Source organism: Actinomadura scrupuli (assembly GCF_050971785.1).
Taxonomy (GTDB): Bacteria; Actinomycetota; Actinomycetes; order Streptosporangiales; family Streptosporangiaceae; genus Actinomadura_E; species Actinomadura_E scrupuli.
Genome location: NZ_JBPCCU010000001.1, coordinates 943,992 through 969,119, shown reverse-complemented (window position 1 = coordinate 969,119; position 25,128 = coordinate 943,992). Strand labels below are relative to the sequence as shown.

Genomic DNA, 25,128 nt, shown 5'->3' with positions numbered 1-25,128 from the left:
GGCGAGGCCGACCACGCGGTCGGGCATCAGCTCTCCTAAGCTCGGCCAGGCACTGGCGTAGGCAGAAGGACGGCGCTGAGACATCCGCCAACCGTGGGGAGAACGGGCCCGTCGTCACCTCGTCGTCACCTGGGGGGCCCGGGCGGCCCACCGGGACCTGGGAAGTAGGGCGGTGTGCCGGCGCCCGGGAAGGAGGGCGGCTGCGGGCGGCGGCGCCGTGCGTACAGCAGGGTCCCGATCAGCGTGCCGACGGCGAGAACACCGGCGGCCGCTCCGATGATCCACCAGGGCTTCCCGGACTCGGCCGAGACGTTCCGGGTGGCCAAAGGCGTCCTGGCAGAGGGGTTGGACCGGGTGGTCGGCGAGGCGCCAAAGGCGTCCGTCCCGGCGGCGGCACCGGCGTACTGCGGGCCCTTCTCCGGCGTGCCGACGACGGCGACGTCCATGGTCACCGGGATCGCGTTCGGCGGGTCCCCTCCGTCGGCATGAGTGCCGAGTTTGACGGCGAAGTAGTACCACCCCGCCACGCTGTAGGGGTTGAGCTTCTGATCTGTGAGCTCGCGGTTGCGATAACGGATCGGGGGACTCGAGAACCCGCCGGTCTTGGGATAGAGGTACGGGGCGTCCAGCGTCTTCGCCTGCCCTGCGTAGTACGTGGTCTCCCAGCCGAGCGTCTTACGGGATGGCGTGTACATCTCGGAGCGAATGTCGACCGACGTCTTGTTGTTCGGATCGGCGGGATAACGCACCCGGTAGGTCAGGGCCTGGCCCCAGTCGAGCCGCACCCTGTAGAACAACCACTCGCCATAGCGGATCTGCTCGGTGTAATGGCCGGAGCCGGGCAGAGCGGCGGCGGTGCCGAAGGACGCGCCGCCCGCGACCGGCCGGTCAGGTCCGCCCGGGTTCTGAAAAGCGACGAACTGGCGGGCGGGCTCCGGCCCCTTGTCGCCGGTGACCGGCGGTTCCAGGCCGACCTGCAGCTCGATGGGCGGCCGTGCGGCGCCGTCGGCCCCCGGCATGCCGGGGCCTTGGGTGAAGTACACCTCGAAGGTGTAGCGACCGGGGTTCCTACAGTCCGGGATCGGTGTCCGGGTCTTGGAGGCCAGACCGTCCCAGGTGAGCTCGACGCTCAGGGGGCGGCTGTCCTGTCCGTGGATCGCGAACTCGCCGTTGGCGTAGTTGCAGTCGGTGCCGTTCAGCCCTTTCACCCCGATGGTGAGCCCCGTACCGTCCAACGAGTCGTGCCCTCCTGTGAAGGGCACGGTCGCGGAGATGTACACGGTGTTGCCGGCCGGGACGTCGACCGAGTAGTAACGCTTGATGGGGCCCAGAGTGTCCTGGTAGGCGCCGGGGGTGAGGACCGGCGCTCCCTGCAGCGTGTCCGATCCGGTGACCGGAGTGCCGGCCGGCTCGTAGTTGCGCAACGCCGACGCGGTGACCCGGCCCAGCGCCCGCCCGAGCGAGGAGGCGTCGGGAACGTTGGTGTACGTGCCGCCTGAGCTCTGGGCGATGCAGGTCAACTGGTCTCTGGCCTTGGGGTCGACTTGGTAGCCGACGGTGTGGATCCGCAGGTTGACGCCCTGCTGGGCGAGTTCCTTGGCCACGTCGCACGGGGCGGGCGGCGCACAGGTGTCCTCTCCGTCGGAGACCAGCACGATCGAGCGCGGACCCTCCTTGGGGGGTGCCGCGGCGGCGGTCCGCAAAGCCTGCCCGATCGGGGTGTAACCACGGGGCTTGACCGCGTTCGCAGCCCGAACAATGCCGGCCTTGTCGAGCGGACCGACCGGATGTACGACTGTGATGTCCTTGCAGCCGGCGGCCTTCTCGCCGGCCGACGGCCCGGTGCCCGTGCCGTACACCGTCAGGCCGAGCCGGCTGTTCGCGGGCACCGTGTTCACCACGGAACGCACCGCCCGCTTGGCGGCGTCCATCTTGGTGCCGCCGGGAGCGGGCGCCGTCATCGAGCCGGAGGCGTCGAGGACCAGCATGATCGGGGCAAGTTCCCCGGGCCCCGCCGCCGACCCCGCTTGCGGCGTGGCGGCGAGCGTTTGCACCGGTGCCACGGTGACCCCGACGAGCACCGCGCCGATCAGCGCGGTGAGCCTGCGTGCGCTCCTCACCTTGCGCGGCAGCCGCTCACCCGTCGCATCTGTGAACGGACTAGGTCCGGTAGTAATATGCAAATTTTACCTCCTGGGACGCCGTCCGCCGTATGCGTGTGCAAAGCTATCGTTTGCAAATGTTAACAGTCAAGGGAGGGGCCGGTGGGCACCGTAGAGGACAACGTCGACCGCAACCGCAAGCTGCAGGCCGAGTGGTACGGCGAACCGCTCGGCGACCGGTTCCGGTGGCTACTCGAACGGCTCGGGATCTCACAGGCGGGCCTTGCCCAGGCGCTGGGTCTTTCGCCCCCGATGCTCTCCCAGCTCATGTCGGGCCGCCGCGCCAAAATCAGCAACCCGGCGGTGCTCAACCGGCTGCAGGCGGTCGAGGAACTCGCCCGCGATCCCGGCTTGAGCACGCTGACCCGCGACGCGATCAGCGAACGGCTGGGCCGGATCCGCGCGGAGTCGACGACGACCTCTTCCGGCATGCACGTGACCACACGGCCGCTCCGGACTGCCGCGGAGGAGCCGGCACGCGCGCTGCAGTCACTGCTGCGGGCCGTCGCCTCCGCCGCCGAGATCGAGGCCGCGGCGTCGCTCCTCGACGCAGGCTTCCCCGACCTCGCCGCAGTGCTCCGCGTGTACGGAAACGGCCGTACGGCGGACGCCCAGGCGCATTTCGCGCGCACGCTCAGCAGACCCTGACCGCCGCGCGGCCGTTTTATAGATTAAGCGTTGACTTATATAAGTAACGCCCAGTAGCTTTGCGTTCTCGACCAGACGCAGAGGAGAATTCCATGATCGACGTCGTCCAGCAGATCAACGCCGTACGGCGGCAGGTCGGCAGCCGCGTGCTCGAGGCGGGCGAGGCGCGCGTCGTCACCATCGGCCAGACCTACGACGCCGCCCTGGACGACGTCTGGGACGCCTGCACCAGCGCCGAGCGCATCCCCCGGTGGTTCCTGCCCATCTCGGGCGACCTGCGCCTGCACGGCCACTACCAGCTCGAGGGCAACGCGGGCGGGACGATCGAGCGTTGCGACCCGCCGAAGAGTTTCGCCGCGACCTGGGAGTACGGCGGCGACGTCAGCTGGATCGAGGTCAGCCTGTCCACCGAGCCCGGCGGCGGAACGCGGTTCCAGCTGGAGCACACCGCCCTGGTCGGGGACGCCGCGAGGTGGTCCGAGTTCGGTCCCGGCGCGGTCGGCATCGGATGGGACATGGGTCTCGCGGGCCTGGCGCTGCACCTGGCGTCCGGAGCCGCCGTGGACCCGGCGGAGAGCGCGGCGTGGAGCACGTCCGACGAGGGCAGGCGGTTCATGTCGCTCAGCAGCCAGGGCTGGTGCGAAGCAGACATCGCGGCCGGCGCGGACCGGGCCGCCGCCCAGGCCGCGGCGGACCGGACCATCGCCGCCTACACCGGCGCCGCCCCGGAGGAGCCGGCCGGGTCCTGACACCCGGCGGGGCGGGCCGGTGGCGGCGTCCGTCGCCCGCTCCCGCCACCGGTCGGGCTCCGGCTATCCCGCGGTGGTCAGCGCGGGTGCCGCCAGTTCGGCCAGGCTCACCTGCGGCCGGGAGCCGAAGTGAGAGATGATCTCCGCGGCCGCGATCGAGCCGAGGTGCGCGCACGTCGGCAGGTCCAGGCCCCGGGTGAGGCCGTACAGGAAGCCCGCCGCGTACGCGTCGCCGGCACCCGTGGTGTCCACCACCGTCTCGACCGTCTCGGCCGGGACGTCGTGGAAGGCGCCGCCGGAGGACACGAGCGAGCCCCGCTCCGACCGGGTGACCGCGACGATCCCGCACCGGCCCCGCACCTGGGCGAGCGCCTCCTCGAGGGTCTCCACCTGGTAGAGGGCCCGGATCTCGTTCTCGTTGGCGAACAGGATGTCGACGTCGTCGTCGACCAGCGCCCGGAACTCGTCGCGGTGCCGCTCGACGCAGAACGTGTCCGACAGGGTGAGCGCCACCTCGCGGCCGGCTCCATGGGCGGCGGCCATGGCGGCCCGGAAGGCGTCCTTGGCGCGCGGCCGGTCCCACAGGTAGCCCTCGAGATAGGTCACCTTGGCCCGCCCGACGAGACGCTCGTCGATGTCCCCGGGCCCCAGCTCGACGCAGGCACCGAGATAGGTGCTCATCGTGCGCTGTCCGTCCGGTGACACCATGACCAGGCAGCGAGCCGTCGCCGGCCCCGCGCTGGTGGGCCGGGTCTCGAACAGCACCCCTGCCGCCCGGATGTCGTGGGCGAAGATCTCACCGAGCACGTCGTCGCGCACCTTGCCGATGTAGGCGACGTCCGCGCCGAACGAGGCCGCGGCGGCCATCGTGTTCGCGCACGAGCCACCCGACATCTCGACGGCCGCGCCGGTGTCGGCGTACAGCGCCGCCGCGCGGTCGGCGTCGATCAGCGTCATGCCGCCCTTGGGCAGGCCGTGGCCGAGGATGAAGTCGTCGTCCGCGTGCGAGAGCACATCGACGATGGCGTTGCCGATTCCCAGGATGTCGAGGTCGGCGATCGTGTCGCCCATGTCGCCCCCAAGGGTGTCGTCCGGCGTGGATCATATCGGCTCCGCCCAAGGGGATTCTGAAGCTCTGAATGGTTGCGGCCGGGTGTTCTATTCCGTATATTCGGCGACGAGTATAGGAATGAGAGGCGACATGGCGAAACGACGGCCGGTGAACAATCCGCTGGCGCTCGCCGTGCTGACTTTCCTGACCCGCAAGCCGATGTACCCCTACGAGATGGCGTCGGTGCTGCGCAGCACCGGCAAGGACCTGACGATCAAGATCAACTGGGGCTCGCTCTACACGGTCATGCAGAACCTCGAGAAGCACGGCTTCATCGAGGAGGCCAGCACCACCCGGCAGGGCGGGCGCCCCGAGCGCACCGCCTACGCGATCACCGACAGCGGCCGTGCGGAGATGCGCGACTGGCTGAGCGAGCTGCTCGGCGAGCCGCGGCAGGAGTACCCGCTGTTCGCCGCCGCGCTGTCGCTGGTGGGCGCGCTTCCGCCCGACGAGGCGATCGAGAGCCTGCGGCGGCGGCTCGCCGCGCTCGACGCCGAGATCGCGGCGCACCGGGCGGACCTGCGCACCTGGCGCCGTCAGGTGCCGCGACTGTTCCTGATCGAGAGCGAGTACCTCGTCGCGATGCGCGGCGCCGAGGCCAGATGGCTGCGCGCACTGCTGAAGGACATCGCGGACGGCTCGATGCCGGAGATCGAGCAGTGGCGCGAGTACCACGAGACCGGCCGGTTTCCCGATGACCTGGTCGCCCTGCTGGAGGAGGGATCGCCCCCGACCGAACACCTGGACTGAACACATGAACGACCCCGGCTCGGTGCGGCAACACCGGCCGGGGCCTGCACCCTCGAATCGATCCCGCGTGAACGGCAATCGGCAAGGTGTGACGCCGCCGAGTGTATCCGCCGTTGGTCGCGGGCCGGTTCGGACACCTCCGAACCCAAGGAGACCGCATGACCAGCGAAACGTCGTACGCCGTGGCGGCGTACGACCTCGTGAAGACCTATCCTCCGGGCACCCGGGCGCTCGACGGCCTCACCGTCGAGGTCCGGCCCGGCGAGGTATTCGGGCTGCTCGGCCCCAACGGCGCCGGCAAGTCCACCGCCATCAAGATCCTGACCACCCTGGCCAAGCCGGACTCCGGCCGTGCCCTGGTCACCGGCCATGACGTGCTGCGGCGGCCGGACCGCGTCCGCCGGGCCATCGGCGTCATCGCGCAGCGTTCCGGCGCCGATCCGCTGGCCACCGGACGGGACAACCTCGTGCTGCAGGGCCGGCTGTACGGGCTCGGCGGTGGCGGGCTCCGGCAGCGGGTCACCGAGCTGCTGGAGCGGTTCGACCTGACCGGCGCGGCGGACCGCGCGGTCCGCACCTACTCCGGCGGGATGCAGCGGCGGCTGGACGTCGCGCTCGGCCTGGTGCACCGGCCGGAGGTGCTGTTCCTGGACGAGCCGACCACCGGGCTCGACCCGGAGGCGCGCGCCGCGCTGTGGCAGGAGATCGGCCGGCTGGTCGGCGAAGGGATGACCATCCTGCTGACCACCCACTATCTGGAGGAGGCGGATCGGCTCGCCGACCGGCTCGCCCTGGTGGACAAGGGGAAGGTCGTCGCCGCCGGCACCCCGGACGAGATGAAGGACCAGTTGCACGGCGACGCCGTGCACGTGGAACTGCACACCGCACCGCCGCCGGACGACCAGCCCGCGGTGCGCGACACGATCAGGAACGTGCCCGGCGTGCAGGAGATCTCCCTGGACGGACGGCGGCTGAGCGCCCGCGCCGACGACGGTGCGGCCGCCGTGCCCGCCGTCCTCGCCGCGCTGGACAAGGCGGGGGTACGGGTCGCGGCGGTCACCGTCGCCCGGCCCTCGCTGGACGACGTGTACCTGCGGCACGTCGGACGCCGATTCGCCGAGGCGGAGGCCGCGGCCGAAGCCACCACCGGAGGTGCTCGATGAAGGCCGCCCTGTCGCAGACCTGGTGGATGACCCACCGCCAGCTCAAAGCGCTCGCCCGCCAGCCCGCGGTCATCGTGATCACTCTGGTGCAGCCGGTGGTCTGGCTGTTCCTGTTCGGCAACCTGTTCCGGCGGGTCATCGAGCTGCCGGGCTTCGGCAGCGGCTCCTACCTGGACTATCTGGTGCCCGGCGTGGTGGTCATGAACGCGGTCTCCGCCAACATGTGGTCCGGCATGGGCGCCATCGAGGAGATCGAGCGCGGCATCACCAACCGCTTCCTCATCACTCCGGTCAGTCGCGGCGCCATCATGAACGCCTCGGTCATCACCGCCGGCGTCAGCACCGCGCTGCAGTCCACGATCATCGTGCTGCTGGGCTGGGCCGGTGGGGCCCACTATCCGGGTGGCTTCGGCGGTGTGGCCGTTCTCGTCGTCACGTCGGTGCTGCTCGGCACGGTCTTCAGCGCGCTGTCCAACGCGATCGGGATGACCCTGCGGCAGCGCGAGACCATCATCGCGCTGAGCATCTTCCTGCTGCTGCCACTGACCTTCCTGTCCTCGGCGTTCATGGCCAAGGGCCTGATGCCCCGGTGGATGCAGCACGTCTCGGCGTTCAACCCGGTCAACTGGTCGCTGGACGCCACCCGCGGCGCGCTGGCGGCCGACCCGGACTGGCGGATCGCGCTGGAGCACGGCGGCTGGCTGCTGGCGCTGGCGGTCATCATGGTGTGGCTGTCCACGCTCACCTTCCGCGGCTACCAGAAATCCGTCTGATCTCCGATCCCGGCGGTGAGCGCGCCCCTCGCCCCCTGCGGGCCGGCCGCGCTCACCGCCGGGCCCTCCGGCCCCCGGTGAACGGCATGGGCCCCTCGGCCCGGCCCGGCCCCGGCCGTGTCCGGCATGGCCGCCAGGGACCGTATCTCGTCGAGGCCGAGGGCTGCGCCGCGTTCGGACTCGGCGGCGAAGCGGTCCTCGCCCAGCGCCTCTCGCACCCGCCCGGTGATCCGGTCGATGTCGCCGCGTTCGGCCGGGCTCGGGGGCACGGAGCTGGACCCGCGCGCCGCGGCCGCCGCGCCGAGGAGCCGGGCGGCGTGGTCGTGACGCCCCGCGACGGCGAGTGCCCCGGCCAGGCCGTCCAGGGCGATGGCCATGGGCCGGGAGGTGTCGAACCTCGCGGTGACCTCGAGGGCCTCGAGATGCAGGGCGGTGGCCGCCGGGGCGTCGCCGCGCAGCTCGGCGATGAAGCCGAGCTCGACGAGGACCATCGGTAGGTACGGTGGCGCGTCCTGGCCGGGCGTACGGTCCAGCACCCGGCGCAGGTGGCCTTCGGCGAGATCGAGGTGGCCGTCCCTGCGGCCGGCGAAGGCGAGGCCGATCGCCGCGAAGATCTGCCCGCCCTGGTGGCCCTGCTCGACGGCCAGCCGCAGCGCCCGGGCGCACCACTCGCCGGCCTCGGCGTGGTCGCCGCGCTGCAACGCGAGCCAGCCGAGCCAGCTCAGCCGCCCGGCGACCTCCGTCCACAGCCCGAGCTCCTCGGCCAGGCGCAGCCCGTCCCGGTGCAGCCGGTCGGCCCGTTCGAGGTCCCCGGTCAGTTCGGCGAGCGCGCCGAGCCAGCCGGTGGCCTCCAGCCGGCCCCAGCGGTCGCCGAGCTCGCCGAACAGCTCCGCGCTCCGCCCCGCGTCGCTTTCGAGGGCGGCCAGGTCGGTCCGGACGTGCGCGAGTTTGGCCCGGCCGGCGAGGGCCGCGGCCGTGCCCCACCGGTCGCCGAGGGTCTCGAAGACCGGGAGCGCGCTGCCGAGCAGCTCCTCCGCGACCGAGAGATCACCCAGGTCGATGCCGGCGTAGGCCAGGAACCACTCGGTCCGGGCCCGCCCGCCCGGGTCGTCCGCGTCCTCGTACAGTTTCAGGACCTCCCGGCGGCGCTCCTCCCGCCCGGCGACCTCACCGAGGAGGAGGCCGGTGCCGGTCGCCCAGCCCAGTGCCCTGGCCCGCAGCGCGCGGACCGGGCCGGTGCCGGGCACGAGGCCCTGGTCCGCACCGGATGTCTCCTCGGTGACGGCCAGCGCCGCCGCCAGGGACCGCCGGGCCTCCTCCAGCCGGCCGCGCAGCACCCAGTACCAGGCCATCCCGTTGACCAGGCGCAATGCCTCCTCCGCGGCTCCGTCCCGGGCCGCCGAGCCGAGCGCGGCGCGCAGGTTGGCGGCCTCGGCGTCGAGCCGCCGCAGCCGGTGCCGCTGGCCGGACCCGTACAGGTGCGGCTCGGCCCGCTCGGCGAGGTCGACGTAGTAGCGCCGATGGCGCCGCCGTACCCGGTCGAGCTCGCCCGCCTCCTGGAGCCGCTCGACGCAGTAGGCCGCCACCGACTCCAGCAGCCGGTACCGAGGCGCGCCGGCGCCTTCCACCATGACCACCAGAGACCGGTCCACCAGCCGAGCCAGCACATCGAGCACGTCCAGCCCGTCCTCCGCGCAGACCGCCTCGGCGGCCTCCAGGGTGCACCCGTCGGCGTGCACGGCCAGCCTGCGCAGCACCAGGCGCTCGGCGCCGCTCAACAGCTCCCAGCTCCAGTCGATCATCGCCATCAGCGTCTGCTGACGCGGCGGGGCGCCCCGGTGGCCGGTGGCCAGCAGCCGGAACCTGTCGTCGAGGCGGTCGACCAGGCCCTGTACGCCCAGGGCGCGAACCCTGGTCGCGGCGAGCTCCAGGGCCAGCGGGATGCCGTCCAGCCGGCGGCACAGCACGGCCACCGCCGGCGCGGTGTCCGCGCCGAGGCGGAACTCCCGGGCGGCGGCGGACGCACGCGCCACGAAGAGCCGCACCGAACCGGTCCGCTCCAGCGACGCGAGGTCGGCCGCCCGGTCCGGTACCTCCAGCGGCGGGACGCTCCACACCACCTCACCCGCCAGGCCGAGCGGTTCCTGGCTGGTCGCCAGCAACCGCAGCCCGGGTACGGCTCGCAGCAGCAGCTCCGCCAGCTCGGCGACCGGCTCGACGACGTGTTCGCAGTTGTCCAGCACCAGCAGCAGGCGCCGGGGACGCAGCGCCTCGATGAGCCCCTGCACGGCGGTCACCGGCTCACCCCGCTCCGCCGGGCCCTGGACGTCCCGGATGTCCAGCACCGCCTTGACCGTCTCGACCAGCCGGGAGACCGCGTCCCGGTCCGCGGGCCGGTCCAGCGCGGCCAGCTCCACCAGCCAGACGCCGTCGGGAAGCGCGGCGGAGCCGTCGGGGCGGGGAGCCGCCAGGGGCCGCACCGTCTCGACCGCCAGCCGGGTCTTGCCGACGCCGCCGGGGCCGGTGAGCGTCACCAGCCGGTCCGTCTCCAGCCGGGCGCGGATCGCGGCGACCGCGTCCTCCCTGCCGATCAGCTCGGTGAGCGGCGCCGGCAGGTTGGTGGCGGGCCGGGGCACCGGTGGGTCCGGCACGGCGGGCGGGTCCAGCGCCGGATCCTGGGTGAGGATCGCCCGCTGGAGCGCGACCAGGTCCGCGCCCGGGTCCAGCCCCAGCTCGTCGGCGAGCAGCGCGCGCAGCTCCTCGTAGCTGTCCAGCGCCTCGCTCTGCCGTCCGGAGCGGTACAGGGCGCGCATGTGCGCGGCGCGCAGCCGCTCCCGCAGCGGATGATCGGCCAGCAGGGCACCGAGCTCACCGGCCAGCAGGGCGTGCTCGCCCAGCTCCAGCCGTAGCTCCGCCCGGTCCTCCTGCACGGTCAGCCGCTGCTCCGCCAGGCGGGCGACGGCGGCCTGGGCGAACGGCTCGTCGGCGAAGTCGGCGAACGCCGGTCCGCGCCACGCCGCCAGCGCGTCGGACAGCAGCGCCGCTCTGGCCCGGGGGTCACGGGTCCGGCTCGCCTCGGCGATCAGGGACCGGAACCCGTCGGCGTCGGTCTCGGCCTTCAGCAGGTATCCCGCCGGCTGATGGACGACCAGTTCGCGGCCGCCCGGCTCCGCGTCCTCCAGGGCCCGGCGCAACTGCGAGACCTTGGCCGACAGCGAGCCGGCGGGGTTGCCGGGCAGGTCGTCGCCCCACAGGTCCTCGATCAGCCGGTCGGGGTGCACCGGCCGCCCCTCGTGCACCAGCAGGTCGGCCAGCAGGGCGCGGACCTTCAGGCCCGGGACCGCGACCGTCTCGCCACCGGTCGTCCACACGGCCAGCGGCCCCAGCACCCCGAAACGCATGCAGGCCACGCTAACGGCACATGCCGCCATTTCCGCCCTCTTACGTCCTCTTACGTCCTCGCCCGCCGGAGCCGTAAGCCGACCGGAAACAAGCCGTAAGGCACCCACGGCACAGTCGGCTCATCGCACGGAGACGAGCGCGAAGGAGGCGACGGGATGCCGGAGAACCGGCTGCGGCTGGCGGTCATCATCGGGAGCACCCGGACCGGCCGGTTCGGGCCCACCGTGGCCAGCTGGTTCGCCGCCAGGGCCCGCAGGCGCGGCGATCTGGACGTCGACCTGATCGACCTGGCCGAGGCGGGGCTGCCGGAGACCCTCACCGACCAGGACGAGCCCGTACCCCCGCAGGTGGCGGCCCTGTCACCGCGGCTGACCGCCGCCGACGCCTTCGCCGTGGTCACCCCCGAGTACAACCGGAGCTTTCCCGCGCCGCTGAAGACCGCCATCGACTGGTACTACGAGGAGTGGCAGGCCAAACCCGTCACCTTCGTCGCGTACGGCCGGGAATCCGGCGGCCTGCACGCGATCGGCCAGCTACGCCAGATCTTCGCCGAAGTGCACGCGGTGGCCATCCGCGATGCCATCAGCCTCCCCCGCTACTGGGAGCTGTTCGCCGCCGACGGCACCTGGCCCAAGGCCACCGCGAGCTGCAACGCCGCCGCCACGACCACGCTGGACCAGCTGTCCTGGTGGGCCGAGGCGCTGCGAGACGCCCGCGCCAAGCGCCCCTACACCACCTGAGCCCGCACACCACGACGCACAGCCCGACACACACCTGGAGGACACCATGAGGAAGATCATCGCTTCGACCTACGCGACGCTCGACGGCTTCATCGACAACCCCCACCTCTGGTCGATGCAGTACTCGAACGAGGAGGCGCAGGCGTACGCCCTGGACCTGCTGCTCGGCACCGACGCCCTCCTGCTGGGGCGGGTCACCTACGAGGGCATGGCGCAGGCCTGGCCCTCCATGGGCGGCAATCCCTACGCCGACCGGGTCAACAGCATCCCCAAGTACGTCGTCTCCTCGACCCTGGAGAAGGCCGAGTGGGACAACTCCACCATCATCCCCGGGGACGACCTGATCACCGAGGTGGCCGCGCTGAAGGAGCAGCCCGGCGGGAACATCATGATCTGGGGCTGCGGGCGGCTGACCGACTCCCTCATGGAGCACGGGCTGCTCGACGAATACCGGATCTGGCTCTGCCCCGTCATCCTCGGCACCGGCGAGCGGCTGTTCCGGGAGGGCACCGAGGCCACCCTCGAGCTCATCGACAACACGACGTTCGACACGGGCGCGGTCGTGCTCACCTACCGGCCGTCGAACGCCGGCGTCAAGGCGGACACCGCCGGCTGAGCGGCGCCGCCGGCCGCGCCGACCGTCCCGGAAGCAAGCACCCGCTCCCGGGACGGTCGGCGCGGTCTTCGCGCACGTCGCGGGGCTGTGAGACGGGCAGTCCAATGCCCGATCCTTGCCCGCTGTTGAACGGCGCTTGTCCCATTTCCGGGTTGGCTGATGTGAGGAAGGTCATTTCCTCGCCTTCGGGAGGGTCATGCTGCAGCGCAAGCGATCGTCGCTCCGGATGCGCATGACGCTTGCGGCGGCCGCCGTCGCGGCATTGGTCTGTGTCGTCATCGGCGTGCTCGTCGTCATCGGCGTGCGCGGCATGGACGCGGAGACGAACAGGCAGAATCTCCTCCAGGCCGCGGACCGTGTGGTGGTCATGGCGCGAGAGGATCGCCTGCCCCGCGTGCTGTCGAGCACGGACGGCACGGTGATCCAGGTCCTGGACACGCACGGAAGGGTGGTCGCCGCGACCCCGCAACTCGCCGGCAAACCGCCGATCGCCTCCTTCCGGCCCGAGGGTGACAATCTGGTCGCGATACGGAAGCTCTGCCCTCCGGCCGGGCTGACGGGCTGCATGACCGTCGTCGCGCACTGGGCCATCCAGCAGGACGGGAAATGGGTGGTCTACGCGTCGAACCCGATGCCGCCCAGATACGGCGGGACCGGTCTGATCCTCACGCTGCTCGGCGTCATCGTACTGATCATCGCGATGACGGGCGCCGGGGCCTACCGGCTGGTCGGCAAGACCCTGGCTCCGGTGGACGCCATCCGGTCCGAGCTGGCCGAGATCACCGCCACCGGCCTGGGCCGGCGGGTTCCGGTGCCCAAGAACCACGACGAGATCAGGCTGCTGGCCGAGACGGCGAACTCCACGCTGGACCGGCTGGAGGCCGCGTACGACCAGTTGCGGCAGTTCACCTCCGACGCCTCCCACGACCTGCGCAGCCCGATCACCGCCATGCGCACCCAGCTGGAAGAGGCGCTCTTGTACCCCGACGACACCGCCTGGCCGCACACCGCCACCACGGTGCTGGACGAGGTGGACCGGCTGCAGGCCCTCGTCACCGACCTGCTGGGCCTGGCCCGGCTGGACGCCGGAGTGCCGCTGACCCGTGCGCCGACCGACGTCGGCGAGCTGATCCGCGCCGAGCTGAACCGTCGGCCCCGCTCGGTTCGGGTGGTCAGGAGGCTGGGCGAGGGCCTGATCGCCGACTGCGACCGGCTGCGGCTGGCCCGGCTGTTCATCAACCTGATGGACAACGCCGAACGCCATGCCCGCACGCAGATCACCGTCATCGTCCGGGCCGGGGACGGCCGGGTGGTGCTGGAGGTGCTCGACGACGGCGAGGGGATCCCGGCCGACCTGCGGGAGGTGGTCTTCCAGCGTTTCACCCGGTTGAAGGCCGCCCGTGAGCGTGACACCGGGGGGACGGGGCTGGGACTGGCGATCGCCCGCCAGATCGCCGAAGCCCACGGCGGCACCCTGACCGTCCAGGACAGCCCGCGCGGGGCGCGGTTCGTGCTGTGCCTGCCGCGGTCCGGGGCTGCCGCGACCGGCTGAGCGGGTACGGCACCGCCCCGGTGCCGCGGGGCGTCAGTGCGGGCCCGGCCCGGCCGGCCGGTCGCCGAGCAGCGCCGCGAGCTGGGCGGCGTTGCGCTGGGCGAAATTCGAATAGCAGTTGTTGTACAGGACGTGGGTCGTCTCGGCGTTCCGGGCGAGGTCCTTGATCCGGCCCGCCCAGTCGCGTACCTCGTCCTCGCCGTAGTAGTAGCCGAACCGCTGGTAGATGTCCTTGCTGGTCCACTTGTCGCTGTGCCCGTGGAGCCGCACGACGGCCAGGTCGGAGGTGGCGGCCAGCACCGGCGGGATCGACGTCGGGTGGCCCTGGGGCATGTCCACGCTGACGTACGGAATGCCGTATCCGGTCAGAAAGTCCAGCGTCTCGGCCCGGTTCTCCTCGGTCATCCAGGTCCGGTTGCGGAACTCCACGCAGATCCGCATCGGCGCGCAGCGCTCCTTGACCTGCAGGAGGTACTCCCGGTTGCGGCCGCCGATCGGGAACCATTGCGGGAACTGGAACAGCAGTGCCCCCAGCTTGCCCGCCTCGTGCAGCGGCGACAGCGACAGCAGGAAGCGCTGCCACACCTGCTCGGTGACCTCCTCGGGCACGTCCTTGAGGTAGAGGTTCTTCTTGTCCGGCACGTGGTCGCGCAGGTCCTGGTAGAGCGCCCCGGGCCGGGTGGGGTGCTGGGTGAGCAGCGAGAAGGCCTTGACGTTGAAGGTGAAGTGCTCGGGCGTACGGTCCCGCCAGTGGCCGACGGTCTGCTCGGCCGGCGGCGCGTAGTACGTCGCGTCCACCTCCACCAGCGGGAACCGTGAAGCGTAGAAGCGCAGGCGTTCCTCCGCCGTCTTCACGTCCGGCGGATACCAGCCCGACGCCAGCAGCGTCTTGTCGGTCCAGGACGCCGTGCCGACCAGGATGTCGCCCATGTCACCGCCCGGAGAGGCTCAGAGTGCGCGGAGGAAGGTGGCGGCCAGCGGGGCGGCCGCGCTTCCGCCAGTGCCGCCGGCCTCGATGATCACGGCGAAGGCGAGGTCACCGCGGTAACCGATGAACCAGGCGTGCGTCGGCGGCTTGGCGCCGCCGCCGAACTCGGCGGTGCCGGTCTTGCCCGCCGTGCCGGCCGGCAGCCCGGCGTCCTTGGCGGTCCCCTTGCTGACCACGGCGGCCATCATGGGCCGCAGCCCCGCGGTCACCGTGGCGTCCAGCGGCCGGCCGGCCGGGCGCGGTCCGCCGGTGACCAGCATCGGCGGCCGCCAGGTGCCGTCCTTGACGGCGGCGGCGACCGCCGCCATGTTCAGCGGGCTGGCCAGCACCCGGCCCTGGCCGAAGGAGGCGGCGGCGAACTCGGCCTCGTCCTTCGGCTGGGGAAAGGCGCCCCGGGCCGCCGGGACGCCCGGCGTGAGCGGCAGGCCGAAGCCGAAGTCGCGGGCGGTCTTGACCAGTTGCGCGGCCTTGAGCCGCCGGGTCGTCTCGGTGGCGAAGACCGTGTTGCACGAGTGCGCGAACGCGGTCAGGAAGTCGAGCGCGCCGAACTCCTCGCCCTCGAAGTTGCGGAACGAACGGCCGCCGATCGTCGCCGTCTTGGTGCAGGTCACACGGTCGGAGGGGCGCAGCCCGGCCGACAGCAGCGCCGCCGAGGTCACCACCTTGAACGTCGATCCCGGCGGGTACCGGCCCAGCAGCGCCCGGCTGAACCCGCCCGGCTGGTTGGCTGCCGCCAGGATCTCACCGGTCGAGGGCCGCAACGCCACCAGCGCGGCGGGCTTCTTCTGCGACGTGATCGCCTTGGCCGCGGCGGACTGCACCTTCGGATCGAGGCTCGTCCGGACCTCGGTGCCGCTCCTGCCCGCGATGCGCCCGATGTCCTGGGCCGGGCCGCCACCGCCCACCAGCCGGATCGCGACACCCGGCACCCCGGCCAGCTGGCGCTCGCGCTCCTGCTGGAGCCCGCCGTGGCCGACCTGGTCGCCCTTCTTGTAGGGCGGGCCGAGCCGCCGCGCGTCGGCGTCGGTGGCCGGGCCGAGCAGACCCGCGAGCTGCTGGACCGAACCCGACACACCGGGGCCGTCGATGCGCGAGCCGTCGGCGGCCAGGATGTGCCCGCGGGCCGGCCATGAGGCGCTGAGCGCCAGCTGCCGGCCGGGGGTGAGACGGGGGTGCACGGCCGCCGGCGTCCACGCCACCCGCCAGCGCCGTCCCTTGTCGGTGAGGGTGAGTTCGCCCTGGTAGGTCCAGGTGCCGCCGCTGCGCAGCGTCAGCCCCGCGGTGAACGGCACCTTGCGCGGGGACCCGGACCGCACCGCCCCCGGCCGGGCCTGGACGGCGGTCACGCCGAGCGCGGTGTTCATCTGGGTGTACGGGGTGGCCAGATCCGCCGGGGCGCCGGCAGACAGCCGCCGCATCGCCGGGAAGTCGTTCTTCTGCCAGGCCGCCAGGAAGTCCGCCGCCGCCTGCCGGGGGCTGCCTTCGGTCCGCAGCACCCAGTACGTACCCGCCCCGGCCAGCACCAGCACGACGGCGGTGGTGACCGCCGCGAGCGTCACGAGCCTGCCTCGTCCCATCGCTCCCCCAACACCCCGCCATTGCGTTCGTTCCGGCCCCACCCTAGGACGCGGAACCGGCGGCGCGTCGAGCCGGTCCGCGGTACGGCCGGGTCCGGGCGGCCCGGAGGTCAGCCGGACAGGGCGAAGTGGGAACGGATCGCCGTGCCGGCGGGGGTGGTGTGAATGCGCAGGAGATCGCAGATGTGGTGGACCAGCAGCAGCCCTCGCCCGCCCCGGGAGCTGAGCCCGGCGGGGCGGCGACCGGCGAGCGGGTCGGTGAGATGGCCGGTGTCGCTGATCTCGCAGATGAGGTGGTCGCTGTCGGCCCAGACGCGCAGGACGCCCGACCCGCCGCCGTGCACGAGGGAGTTGGCCGCCAGTTCGTTGATGGCCACCTCCAGTTCGCCGATCCGGTTCGCGGCCAGGCCGACGCGGGCGGCCTCCTCGGCGGCGAACCGCCTGACCTGTGTCAGGTTCCGGGCGTCGAAGGCCAGCACGGCCACCGCGCCGAAGGCGGGCCGGGCCTGCGGAAGCGGCTGGTTGTAGGCCTGCACGATCTCTTCGGGAGCGTAGGCGTCGCTGACCCGCTCACCGCCGCCGCCGACCAGTACCGGATGGGTGGCGGCCGCGTCGGTGAGCACCACCGGATCGAGCGCCTCGGCGTCGTACGGGCACAGGATGCTGACCGTGCGGCCGACGAAGGCCAGGTTGATCAGGGCCTCGTGCTGCACGCACGCCGGGTACTCCAGCGACGAGCGGCCCGCCCAGATCGGCTCCCCGATGATCCACACTCGCCCGGCGCCGGGGTGCGCGTCGGCGAAGGCGCGCAGCACCCCGGGAATGATGTGTCCCGGGTTGCGGCCGGCGATCTGCATGTCGAGCATGTGCACCCGGTCGGCCTCGGCTCCCAGCGCGCCGCGCAGGAGTTCCAGCCGCCGACCCGGGACGGCCACCGCGACCGGGTCCCCCGCCGCCAGAGCGGCCCGGACGAACGTGAGGGTCCCGGCCAGATACTCCTGCTCACCCCGGTAGAACAGCGCGGGGTGCACAAAGGGGTCGGTGACCTTCAGCTTCACGTTCGTGCCGGTACTCATCCAGATGGCACCTTGGTGAACGACATATCCGGAATATAGCAACCACTGACTCCGAAGACGCCGCCGGAGGTGCTTGACAACTCGGCGGGAGAATAGCTACAACTCTGCTTGGAGGTTTCCTCTTCGGGAGGACAGGTATCAGGAGGCCGTCCCGGCCCCTGGGTCTTCGGAGGTGATACACGATGTTGCTGACGTCGATCGACCCGTTCGTGCAGGAGTTCGAGCGTCAATTCGACCGGCTGACCAGGCAGGCCGCGCAGGGCAACGGAGCGGTCATGCCGATGGACGGGCTGCGCCGCGCCGATGACGTGGTGCTCCGGTTCGACCTGCCCGGCATCGACCCCGACTCGATCGAGGTCACCGTCGACCGCGGCGTGCTCACGGTGACGGCCCGCAGGGAGGACGAGTACGACGACGGCGACCGGGTGTTCGTCCGGGAGCGTGTGATGGGCGCCTTCACCCGCCGGGTCTATCTGTCCGAGCACCTGGACGCCGGGGCGATCGAGGCCGCCTACGACAACGGTGTCCTGGCGGTACGGATCCCGGTCCTGGAGAAGGCCAAGCCCCGCAAGGTCGAGATCCAGCGCAGCACCGGAACCCCCAGAGCGATCAAGAACTGACGTGGCCGACGGCGAGCAGTGGGCCGAGCCGGGGGCGGGCGACGAGGACCGCCCGCCCACCGGCCGGCCGCCGTCGCCGCCGCCGCCGCCCGCGACGGAATCACACGAGGATGGGGGGACGGGCATGGCGCTCTCACCGCTCGACGACGAATTCGCGCCGTTCTACACCGTCGGGCAGGTCGCGTCGATGCTGAAGGTCCAGCAGGCCTTCCTGCGCCGCATCGACGACCAGCAGGTGGTCTCGCCGCACCGGTCCGCCGGAGGGCAGCGCCGCTACTCCCGGCAGGAGATCGGCCGGGTCCGGCAAGTGGTGACCATGATGGGCGAGGGCATGACCCTGCCCGCGATCCGCCGGATCATCGAGCTCGAACACGAGCTCACCCAGATCACCCGGGAACGCGACGAGCTCGCCAGGCGCCTGACCGAACACCGCCGGCAACAGGACGGCGGCTGACGCGACCCGGGCCACCCGGCGTCCGCGCACGATGTGGCACCGCCACCCTCGCCGCCCGCAGTACCCGGTCCGCGCCGGCCTCCCACCGGCCGCGGTCCGGTCACGCATGCCAATACCGACCGACACCCGACCTGCGCTCGGCCGCGCCCCGGCGCTGATCGTCCGCCATATCGAACAACGGCTGCACTCGGCCGACCCGCCCGGCCAGCCGACCATGACACGGAGGTACCAGTGCAGGCTCTGGAGCTCTCGACCGCGGACCGCGACGGCCATGTCATCGTCACCGTCAAAGGCGAGATCAACGTCCTCACCCAGCGGCACCTCGACGTCTACCTCAGCGACGTGTGCCAGACCGGTTCACAGGTCGTCGTCGACCTCTCCGGGCTGACCTTCCTCGACGCCTCCGGGCTGAGCGTGCTGCTGAGGTTCTGGAAGGAGCTCAACCGTGACGGCGGGTCGCTGACCCTGGCCGGGGCGCGGTACGGTTCGGCCCGCATCCTGTGGACCACCGGCCTGGACAAACGGCTTTCGCTGACCACCGACATCGACCAGGCGATCGCCCTGACCGTGCGCCGCTCCGCCGAGTAGCACCGGCCGGCCCGGGCGGATCGATCACGGGGCCGACCCGGAGAGGCCTCAGCCAGAATCCCCATCCGCCGGGGACGCGTGCCCGGCGGCCACGCCGTGCTCCGCGAGTTGCCCGGCAGATAGCCTGCGGAGATGGAACATCGCAGACTGGGTGACTCGGGCGTGGTGGTGTCGGCCTACGCGCTGGGCACGATGACCTTCGGCGGAGTGACCGACGAGGCCGAGTCCCACCGGCAGCTGGACCGGTTCGTCGAGGCCGGCGGGACCCTGGTGGACACCGCCGACGTCTACGTGGGCGGGGAGTCGGAGTCGATCATCGGCCGCTGGCTGGCGGCGCGTCCGGCCGAGGTCACCGACCGGGTGATCCTCGCCTCCAAGGGGCGGTTCCCCACCTCCGACGACGCCAACGGGGTGGGGCTGTCGCGGCGACATCTGGCCCGGGCGCTGGAGGCCTCGCTGCGCCGGCTGGGCGTGGAGACGATCGACCTCTACCAGGTGCACGCCTGGGATCCGCTGACTCCCCTCGAGGAGACGCTGTCGTTCCTGGACGACGCGGTGCACGCCGGCAAGATCGGTTACATCGGGCTGTCCAACTTCACCGGCTGGCAGCTCCAGCGCGCCGTGGACCTGGCGGCCTTCACCGGGCGGACCCGGCCGGTCAGCCTGCAGCCGCAGTACAACCTGCTGAGCCGCGAGCTGGAGTGGGAGATCGTGCCCGCCGCGCAGGCCAACGGGCTGGGTCTGCTCCCCTGGTCACCGCTGGCCGGCGGCCTGCTCACCGGCAAGTACGCGCGTGACGAGCGGCCCGCCTCGCAGACCAGGTTCGGCGACGGGACCATGCCCAGCCAGGCGATGTACGAGGCGCGCAGTGCGCGGCAGCGGACCTGGGACGTCATCGAGGCGGTGACCGAGGTCGCCGACGGCCGTGGCGTGTCACCGGCGCAGGTCGCACTGGCCTGGGTGGCGGCCCGGCCCGGGGTGGCGTCGGTCATCCTCGGCGCCCGCACCCTGGACCAGCTCGAGGGCAACCTGGCCGCCGCCGGTCTCACCCTGAGCACCGAGGAGACCAAGCGGCTGGACACCGCCAGCGATCCCGATCCCGCCGACTACCCGTACGGCACGTTCGGCACCTTCCAGCGCACCCGCCCGGTCGGCGGCGGCCGTCCCAGCCCGCCCGCCCGCTGACGCCGCACCCTTCCGGTACGCCCTCGGCCCAGGTCCCGGGCGCGGGGAGGACGTCGCCATGACGCCCTCCCCGCCGGTGGTCCTCCTGGCGCCCTCTCAGGGCCCGTCTAGGGCTTGAGGACGACCTTGTTGCACTCCTGCTCCTTGTTCTTGAACATCTCGTACGCCCGCGGGGCGTCCTTGAGGGCCATGCGGTGGCTCACCACGAAGCTGGGGTCGATCTCGCCGTCCGTGATCCGCTTCAGCAGCGGCTTCAGGTACCTCTGCACATGGCACTGACCGGTGCGCATGGTCAGCGACCGGTTCATCAGCGACCCCATGGGGAACTTGTCGATCAGGCCGGCGTAGACGCCGATCACCGAGATGGTGCCGCCGTTCTTGCAGGCCATGATGGCCTCCCGGAGGGCGAAGGGCCGGTCGGTCTCCATGCGGGTCGCCTGCTTGGCGCGGTCGTAGGCGTACATGGCCGAGTTGCCGTGATGGGCCTCCATGCCGACCGCGTCGATGCAGCTGTCCGGCCCGCGGCCGGCGGTCATCTCGCGCAGCGCCTCCAGGACGTCGGTCTCCTCGTAGTTGATGGTCTCCGCGCCGGCCTTCTCCGCCGCGCGGCGCAGCCGGTACGGGAAGCGGTCGATCGCGATGACGCGCTCGGCGCCGAGCAGGTAGGCGCTGGCGATGGCGAACTGGCCGACCGGCCCGGCACCCCACACCGCGACGATGTCGCCGCGCTTGATGTCGCACATCTCGGCGCCCATGTAGCCGGTCGGGAAGATGTCGGACAGGAACAGCACCTGCTCGTCCGGCATCCCGTTCTCGATCTTGATGGGCCCGACGTCCGCGAACGGCACCCGGGCGTACTCCGCCTGCCCGCCGGGGAACCCCCCGAGCATGTGCGAGTAGCCGAAGATGCCCGCCGGAGAGTGCCCCATCAGCTTCTCGGCGACCCCGGCGTTCGGGTTGGAGTTCTCGCACACCGAGTACATTTCCTGGACGCACGCGTTGCACTTGCCGCAGGCGATCGGGAACGGCACGACCACCCGGTCGCCGACCTTGAGCTTGGTCACGAGGCCGCCCACCTCCACGACCTCGCCCATGAACTCGTGCCCGAGGATGTCGCCCTTCTTCATCGTCGGGACGTACCCGTCGTACAGGTGCAGGTCCGAGCCGCAGATCGCGGTGGAGGTGACCTTCACGATCGCGTCCTGGCCGTTGAGGATCTCCGGGTCGGGGACGTTCTCGACCTTGACGGTGTTGCGCCCCATCCAGCATGTGGCCTTCATCGCTACCTCCTGCCGGCCGGCTGCGCCGGCCGCTGCCGCACCTGACGCCACGCGCGGGTGCCTTCGGGACTGCCTTCGGAACGGATCACCTCGCCGGTCTCCAGCACCTGCTTGAACCGCCGCAGGTCGTCGCGCACCTGCTGCTCGGGGTGCTCGCCGAAGAGCCTGGCGACCGCCGCGCCCAGCCTGCCGCCGGGCAGCTCGAACTCCATCTGCACGCGTACCTCGGTGCCCCGCCCGCCCGGCGCGTCGCTGAAGCGGACCGAGCCCGAGTTGGCCACGTCCGCCCCTTCCAGCGAGCGCCAGGTGATCAGCTCGTCGGGGATCTCCGCGATGATCTCGGCGTCCCACTCGACGGACCTGCCGATCGGCGACCTCGCGGTCCAGTGCGAGCGCCCGTCCCCCGTCTCCCGCACGGATTCCAGATGGCTCATGAAGCTCGGCAGGTTGTCGAAAAGATGCCAGAACAGGTAGACCTCGGGGCGCGGGCTGCGCACCGTGATCGCCGCCCGCAGGCGCATGGTGCCCTTGGTGATGAGCCTGGTGCCGCGGCGGCGCTCGGCCGCCGTCATCCGGTACGCGGCGTAGAGGTCCAGCGCGGTGATGGCACCGACCGCGGCGGTGACCGCGGCGACGCGCATCCGCCGCCGGCCGCGCCGGGTGCCCATCGCCTGCCCCAGCATGGTCAGGTCCGTGGCATCGCCGGCGACACGCGTCCACACCCACGGTGCGGGGTTGCGGCCGCGCAGCAGCCCGGCGCCCTGGACGATCTCCCGTATCCCCATCATCGGGACCATCGCGCGGCCGGTCGCGGAGTCGTCGATGCCGCTGAGCCGGCTGACGGCACGCGGCGCGGCCAGCTGTGCCAGCCCGAGGCCGAGGCTGCCCCACCCTAAGGCGCGGGCGATCTGTTTCACATTCGGGTCGTACTTGTCGGTCATGATATCCCCAACCGCTCTGATTGCCGTCTTGACCTGCTGTTTCATGCCATCGGGTAACACCTACCCCGTAGTCGGCGGGCCATACGGCAGAGCAGCCGTGCAATCACGGACAGTGACGAATGGGAACGGCGGCTCACGCCGGTCGCGGCCGGACCGTCAGACGAGCGAGGCCCCCAGGCCGGCGACGACGAGGCTCAGCGGAACCAGCGCGGTGACGCCCATGGCGACCATCTGCCCCTGGGTGAGCTGCCTGTCCGGGCGGCCCATGTGATAGATCACCCACGCCCACCCGCTCCCCCTTGCCCGCGCCCTCACCACCGTGATCATGCAGTCAATCGTCCAACGATTGCATGATCACGGTGGTGAGGGGGGGTCGGTCAGGGGCAGGGAGCGGCGTGGTACGGGTGCGGACTGGATGATCGAGGTGGTCGTGCGGCCGAACGGCGTGAAGCGGTCGAGGATCGGCTCCAGTTCCTCGACGGCCCGCAGGTGCATGGTGAAGTAGAAGCAGTCGTCACCGGTCATCCGGTAGCACTCGACGATCTGCGGGATCTCCTCCGCGATCTTGGGGATGCGGGCCAGCTCCCGGATGGCCGGGCGGATCCGGACCATCACGGCGATCGGGAAGCCCAGTGTCCGGGGATCGACCTCGGCGCGGTAGCCGGTGATCACGCCGGTCTCCTCCAGCCGCTGCATCCGCTCGGCCACCGCGGGCGCCGACAGCCCGACCCGCCGGCCCAGCTCGGCGAAGCTCATCCGGGCGTCGAGCTGGAGCTCGATGAGGATCCGACGGTCGATCGCGTCGAGTGCCTTGGGTTCGTAGGCACGCTCCGGACTGAGCTTTCGGTTGGCCATTCCCTCAAACTAGGGGCTGATCGACCATGCTGCCATGCCGTCCGTCAACACCCGGATCATGCTCCCCCCGTGGTCGTACTTCATCGGGAGCGCCGTGTTCCACTACCTCGGTCCCGCGTTCGCCGTACTGCTGTTCGCCCGGGTCCAGCCCCTCGGAGTGGCGGGCCTGCGGATCTGGAGCGCCGCCGTCGTGTTCGCGCTCTGGCGCCGTCCGTGGCGCCGCCTCGCCCGGCTCGACGCGGCCGGGCGCCGCACGATCGTCGTCTGGGGCGCGGTGCTCGCCCTCATGAACGCCTGCTTCTACCTGGCGATCGCACGGCTGCCGCTCGGCACGGTGGCGGCGATCGAGTTCCTGCCCGTCATCGCGCTCGCCGCGTTCGGCGCCCGTACCGGCCGCAACGTCGCGGCGCTCGCGGCGGCGGCCGGCGGCGTGTACGTCCTGGCCGACGTACGGCTCGCCGGAGCGCCGCTGGGCTTCGTCTTCGCGTTCGCCAACGCGGTGCTCTTCGCCGCCTACATCGTGGTCGCCCATCGTGCCGCCCGGAAGCTCGGCGGCGCCGCCATCGACGGCCTGGCCGCCGCGATGCTCGTCGCCTGCTGCTTCGTCATCCCCCTGGGCCTCTGGCAGGCCGCGCCCGCCCTGACCGATCCGGTTGCGCTGGCCGCGGGCATCGGGGTCGGGATCAGCTCCTCGGTGATCCCCTACGTCTGCGACCAGCTCGCCATGGCACGCATGAGCCGATCGACCTACGCCCTGCTGGTGGCCCTGCTGCCGGCGACGGCCACGGTCATCGGCGTCGTCGTGCTCGGGCAGCTTCCCACCGTGACCGAACTCGCGGGCGTCGGCCTGGTCGTGCTCGCGGTCGCCCTCCACCAGGAGACCTCCCGTGGAGCCGAACAACTGGAGACGGCATGAAGTACGTCCGGCTGGGCTCGTCCGGCCTGCGGGTCTCGCGGATCTGCCTGGGCATGATGAGCTACGGCGATCCCGCCTCGCGGGCATGGCATCTGGACCAGGACGCGGCCGAGCCGATCGTGCGGCGGGCCGCGGAGTCCGGGGTGACGTTCTTCGACACCGCCGACATGTACTCCGGCGGGGCGAGCGAGGAGATCACCGGTCGGCTGCTGGCCGGGCTCTTCCCGCGCCGTGACGACTACGTGCTAGCCACCAAGGTCTACTTTCCGGTCGGCCCCGCGCCCACCGACCGCGGCCTGTCGCGCAAGCACATCCTGGCCGGCATCGACGCCTCGCTGCGGCGGCTGGGCACCGACCACGTCGATCTCTACCAGATCCACCGCTGGGACCACGAGACGCCGATCGAGGAGACCATGGGGGCGCTGCACGACGTGGTGCGCGCCGGCAAGGCGCGTTACCTGGGGGCGTCCAGCATGTACGCCTGGCAGTTCGCCAAGGCGCAGCACGTCGCCCGGGCGGCCGGCTGGACCCCGTTCGTGTCGATGCAGAACCACTACAACCTCGTCTACCGGGAGGAGGAGCGGGAGATGATCCCGCTCTGCCTGGATCAGGGGGTGGGGACCATTCCGTGGAGCCCGCTGGCGCGCGGGCTGCTCGCCGGCACCCGGGAGCGGGACGGCCGGCGGCACACGGTCCGGGCCGGCACCGATCCGCTGGCCGACGATCTGTACGGCGAGGCGGACTTCGAGGTCGTCGACGCGGTGCGGGCGGTCGCCGCCGAGCGGGGCCTGCCACCGGCCCGGATCGCGCTGGCGTGGCTGCTCGGCAAGCCCGTGGTGAGCGCGCCGATCGTCGGCGCGACCAGGACGCGCCACCTCGACGACGCCATCGCGGCGGTGGAGGTGACCCTGAGCGAGGAGGAGGTGGCCCGGCTGGAGGCCCCCTACCGGCCGCACCCGGTCCTCGGCCACTCGTGACCGGC

Annotated in this window: 24 protein-coding genes; 14 read left to right on the top strand and 10 right to left on the bottom strand. The window is 71.8% G+C overall.

Annotation, left to right across the window (positions count from 1 at the left end; all coding sequences use genetic code 11):
* Nucleotides 1–125: 125 nt before the first annotated feature.
* A complete protein-coding gene (locus ACRYCC_RS04485) occupies nt 126–2,120 on the bottom strand; it encodes a vWA domain-containing protein (protein ID WP_433808973.1) in 1,995 nt (664 codons plus the stop codon).
* Between the two features lie 144 nt (nt 2,121–2,264).
* On the opposite strand from ACRYCC_RS04485, the gene ACRYCC_RS04480 reads away from it, so the two are divergent.
* Both ACRYCC_RS04480 and ACRYCC_RS04475 read left to right on the top strand, forming a co-directional pair.
* Nucleotides 2,265–2,810 carry a helix-turn-helix domain-containing protein gene (locus ACRYCC_RS04480; RefSeq protein WP_433808971.1) on the top strand — a complete coding sequence of 182 codons (546 nt, stop codon included), beginning with the start codon at nt 2,265–2,267 and terminating at the stop codon, nt 2,808–2,810.
* Between the two features lie 92 nt (nt 2,811–2,902).
* On the top strand, nt 2,903–3,559 hold the full coding sequence (locus ACRYCC_RS04475; protein WP_433808969.1) for an SRPBCC family protein: 657 nt from the start codon (nt 2,903–2,905) through the stop codon (nt 3,557–3,559).
* A gap of 63 nt (nt 3,560–3,622) precedes the next feature.
* Here the strand turns inward: ACRYCC_RS04475 and ACRYCC_RS04470 are convergent, their stop codons facing one another.
* A complete protein-coding gene (locus ACRYCC_RS04470; RefSeq protein ID WP_433808967.1) occupies nt 3,623–4,630 on the bottom strand; it encodes an adenosine kinase in 1,008 nt (335 codons plus the stop codon).
* A gap of 130 nt (nt 4,631–4,760) precedes the next feature.
* On the opposite strand from ACRYCC_RS04470, the gene ACRYCC_RS04465 reads away from it, so the two are divergent.
* The 3 genes from ACRYCC_RS04465 to ACRYCC_RS04455 all read left to right on the top strand — a co-directional run bounded on the left by ACRYCC_RS04465 (nt 4,761) and on the right by ACRYCC_RS04455 (nt 7,356).
* Nucleotides 4,761–5,420, top strand: coding sequence for a PadR family transcriptional regulator (locus tag ACRYCC_RS04465; protein ID WP_433808965.1), 660 nt, complete (start codon nt 4,761–4,763; stop codon nt 5,418–5,420).
* A gap of 158 nt (nt 5,421–5,578) precedes the next feature.
* Nucleotides 5,579–6,583, top strand: coding sequence for an ATP-binding cassette domain-containing protein (locus tag ACRYCC_RS04460; RefSeq protein ID WP_433808963.1), 1,005 nt, complete (start codon nt 5,579–5,581; stop codon nt 6,581–6,583).
* A complete protein-coding gene (locus tag ACRYCC_RS04455) occupies nt 6,580–7,356 on the top strand; it encodes an ABC transporter permease (RefSeq protein WP_433808961.1) in 777 nt (258 codons plus the stop codon). Before ACRYCC_RS04460 ends, ACRYCC_RS04455 begins: the two co-directional genes overlap by 4 nt.
* On the opposite strand, the gene ACRYCC_RS04450 is transcribed toward ACRYCC_RS04455, so the two are convergent.
* Entirely contained in the window at nt 7,338–10,757 is a 3,420-nt protein-coding gene (locus tag ACRYCC_RS04450) for an AfsR/SARP family transcriptional regulator (protein WP_433808959.1), read from the bottom strand. The two genes, ACRYCC_RS04455 and ACRYCC_RS04450, sit on opposite strands and share 19 nt — an antisense overlap.
* A 156-nt stretch (nt 10,758–10,913) precedes the next feature.
* Between ACRYCC_RS04450 and ACRYCC_RS04445 the strand changes: the two genes are divergently transcribed.
* The 3 genes from ACRYCC_RS04445 to ACRYCC_RS04435 all read left to right on the top strand — a co-directional run bounded on the left by ACRYCC_RS04445 (nt 10,914) and on the right by ACRYCC_RS04435 (nt 13,666).
* The gene (locus tag ACRYCC_RS04445) at nt 10,914–11,498 is read left to right on the top strand and encodes an NADPH-dependent FMN reductase (protein WP_433808957.1); all 585 of its coding nucleotides are present in this window, start codon (nt 10,914–10,916) and stop codon (nt 11,496–11,498) included.
* A gap of 46 nt (nt 11,499–11,544) precedes the next feature.
* The gene (locus ACRYCC_RS04440; protein ID WP_433808955.1) at nt 11,545–12,114 is read left to right on the top strand and encodes a dihydrofolate reductase family protein; all 570 of its coding nucleotides are present in this window, start codon (nt 11,545–11,547) and stop codon (nt 12,112–12,114) included.
* 226 nt (nt 12,115–12,340) lie between these two features.
* A complete protein-coding gene (locus ACRYCC_RS04435) occupies nt 12,341–13,666 on the top strand; it encodes a sensor histidine kinase (RefSeq protein ID WP_433808953.1) in 1,326 nt (441 codons plus the stop codon).
* A gap of 33 nt (nt 13,667–13,699) precedes the next feature.
* On the opposite strand, the gene ACRYCC_RS04430 is transcribed toward ACRYCC_RS04435, so the two are convergent.
* From ACRYCC_RS04430 to ACRYCC_RS04420, 3 genes are all read right to left on the bottom strand, one after another.
* Complete coding sequence (locus ACRYCC_RS04430) at nt 13,700–14,596, bottom strand: DUF72 domain-containing protein (RefSeq protein WP_433808951.1); 897 nt, start codon at nt 14,594–14,596, stop codon at nt 13,700–13,702.
* A gap of 18 nt (nt 14,597–14,614) precedes the next feature.
* Entirely contained in the window at nt 14,615–16,231 is a 1,617-nt protein-coding gene (locus tag ACRYCC_RS04425) for a penicillin-binding transpeptidase domain-containing protein (RefSeq protein ID WP_433808949.1), read from the bottom strand.
* Nucleotides 16,232–16,341: 110 nt separating this feature from the next.
* On the bottom strand, nt 16,342–17,307 hold the full coding sequence (locus ACRYCC_RS04420; RefSeq protein WP_433808947.1) for an anti-sigma factor RsbA family regulatory protein: 966 nt from the start codon (nt 17,305–17,307) through the stop codon (nt 16,342–16,344).
* Between the two features lie 182 nt (nt 17,308–17,489).
* Here ACRYCC_RS04420 and ACRYCC_RS04415 point away from each other — a divergent pair, with 182 nt between their 5' ends.
* The 4 genes from ACRYCC_RS04415 to ACRYCC_RS04400 all read left to right on the top strand — a co-directional run bounded on the left by ACRYCC_RS04415 (nt 17,490) and on the right by ACRYCC_RS04400 (nt 20,154).
* Complete coding sequence (locus tag ACRYCC_RS04415; protein ID WP_433808945.1) at nt 17,490–17,927, top strand: Hsp20/alpha crystallin family protein; 438 nt, start codon at nt 17,490–17,492, stop codon at nt 17,925–17,927.
* 1 nt (nt 17,928) lies between these two features.
* Complete coding sequence (locus ACRYCC_RS04410) at nt 17,929–18,381, top strand: MerR family transcriptional regulator (protein ID WP_433808943.1); 453 nt, start codon at nt 17,929–17,931, stop codon at nt 18,379–18,381.
* Between the two features lie 231 nt (nt 18,382–18,612).
* Complete coding sequence (locus tag ACRYCC_RS04405; protein ID WP_433808941.1) at nt 18,613–18,969, top strand: STAS domain-containing protein; 357 nt, start codon at nt 18,613–18,615, stop codon at nt 18,967–18,969.
* A 132-nt stretch (nt 18,970–19,101) separates the two neighbouring features.
* Nucleotides 19,102–20,154 carry an aldo/keto reductase gene (locus tag ACRYCC_RS04400; RefSeq protein ID WP_433808939.1) on the top strand — a complete coding sequence of 351 codons (1,053 nt, stop codon included), beginning with the start codon at nt 19,102–19,104 and terminating at the stop codon, nt 20,152–20,154.
* 107 nt (nt 20,155–20,261) lie between these two features.
* On the opposite strand, the gene ACRYCC_RS04395 is transcribed toward ACRYCC_RS04400, so the two are convergent.
* The 4 genes from ACRYCC_RS04395 to ACRYCC_RS04380 form a co-directional block, all read right to left on the bottom strand.
* Complete coding sequence (locus tag ACRYCC_RS04395; RefSeq protein WP_433808936.1) at nt 20,262–21,434, bottom strand: zinc-dependent alcohol dehydrogenase; 1,173 nt, start codon at nt 21,432–21,434, stop codon at nt 20,262–20,264.
* A 2-nt stretch (nt 21,435–21,436) separates the two neighbouring features.
* Nucleotides 21,437–22,375, bottom strand: a complete 939-nt coding sequence (locus ACRYCC_RS04390) for an SRPBCC family protein (protein WP_433808934.1) — start codon at nt 22,373–22,375, stop codon at nt 21,437–21,439.
* Nucleotides 22,376–22,531: 156 nt separating this feature from the next.
* Entirely contained in the window at nt 22,532–22,702 is a 171-nt protein-coding gene (locus ACRYCC_RS04385; protein WP_433808932.1) for a hypothetical protein, read from the bottom strand.
* Between the two features lie 27 nt (nt 22,703–22,729).
* Nucleotides 22,730–23,230 carry an Lrp/AsnC family transcriptional regulator gene (locus ACRYCC_RS04380; protein ID WP_433808930.1) on the bottom strand — a complete coding sequence of 167 codons (501 nt, stop codon included), beginning with the start codon at nt 23,228–23,230 and terminating at the stop codon, nt 22,730–22,732.
* Between the two features lie 34 nt (nt 23,231–23,264).
* On the opposite strand from ACRYCC_RS04380, the gene ACRYCC_RS04375 reads away from it, so the two are divergent.
* Nucleotides 23,265–24,146, top strand: coding sequence for an EamA family transporter (locus tag ACRYCC_RS04375; protein WP_433808928.1), 882 nt, complete (start codon nt 23,265–23,267; stop codon nt 24,144–24,146).
* On the top strand, nt 24,143–25,123 hold the full coding sequence (locus tag ACRYCC_RS04370) for an aldo/keto reductase (RefSeq protein WP_433808926.1): 981 nt from the start codon (nt 24,143–24,145) through the stop codon (nt 25,121–25,123). The genes ACRYCC_RS04375 and ACRYCC_RS04370 overlap by 4 nt, the downstream gene beginning before the upstream one ends.
* Nucleotides 25,124–25,128 lie beyond the last annotated feature (5 nt).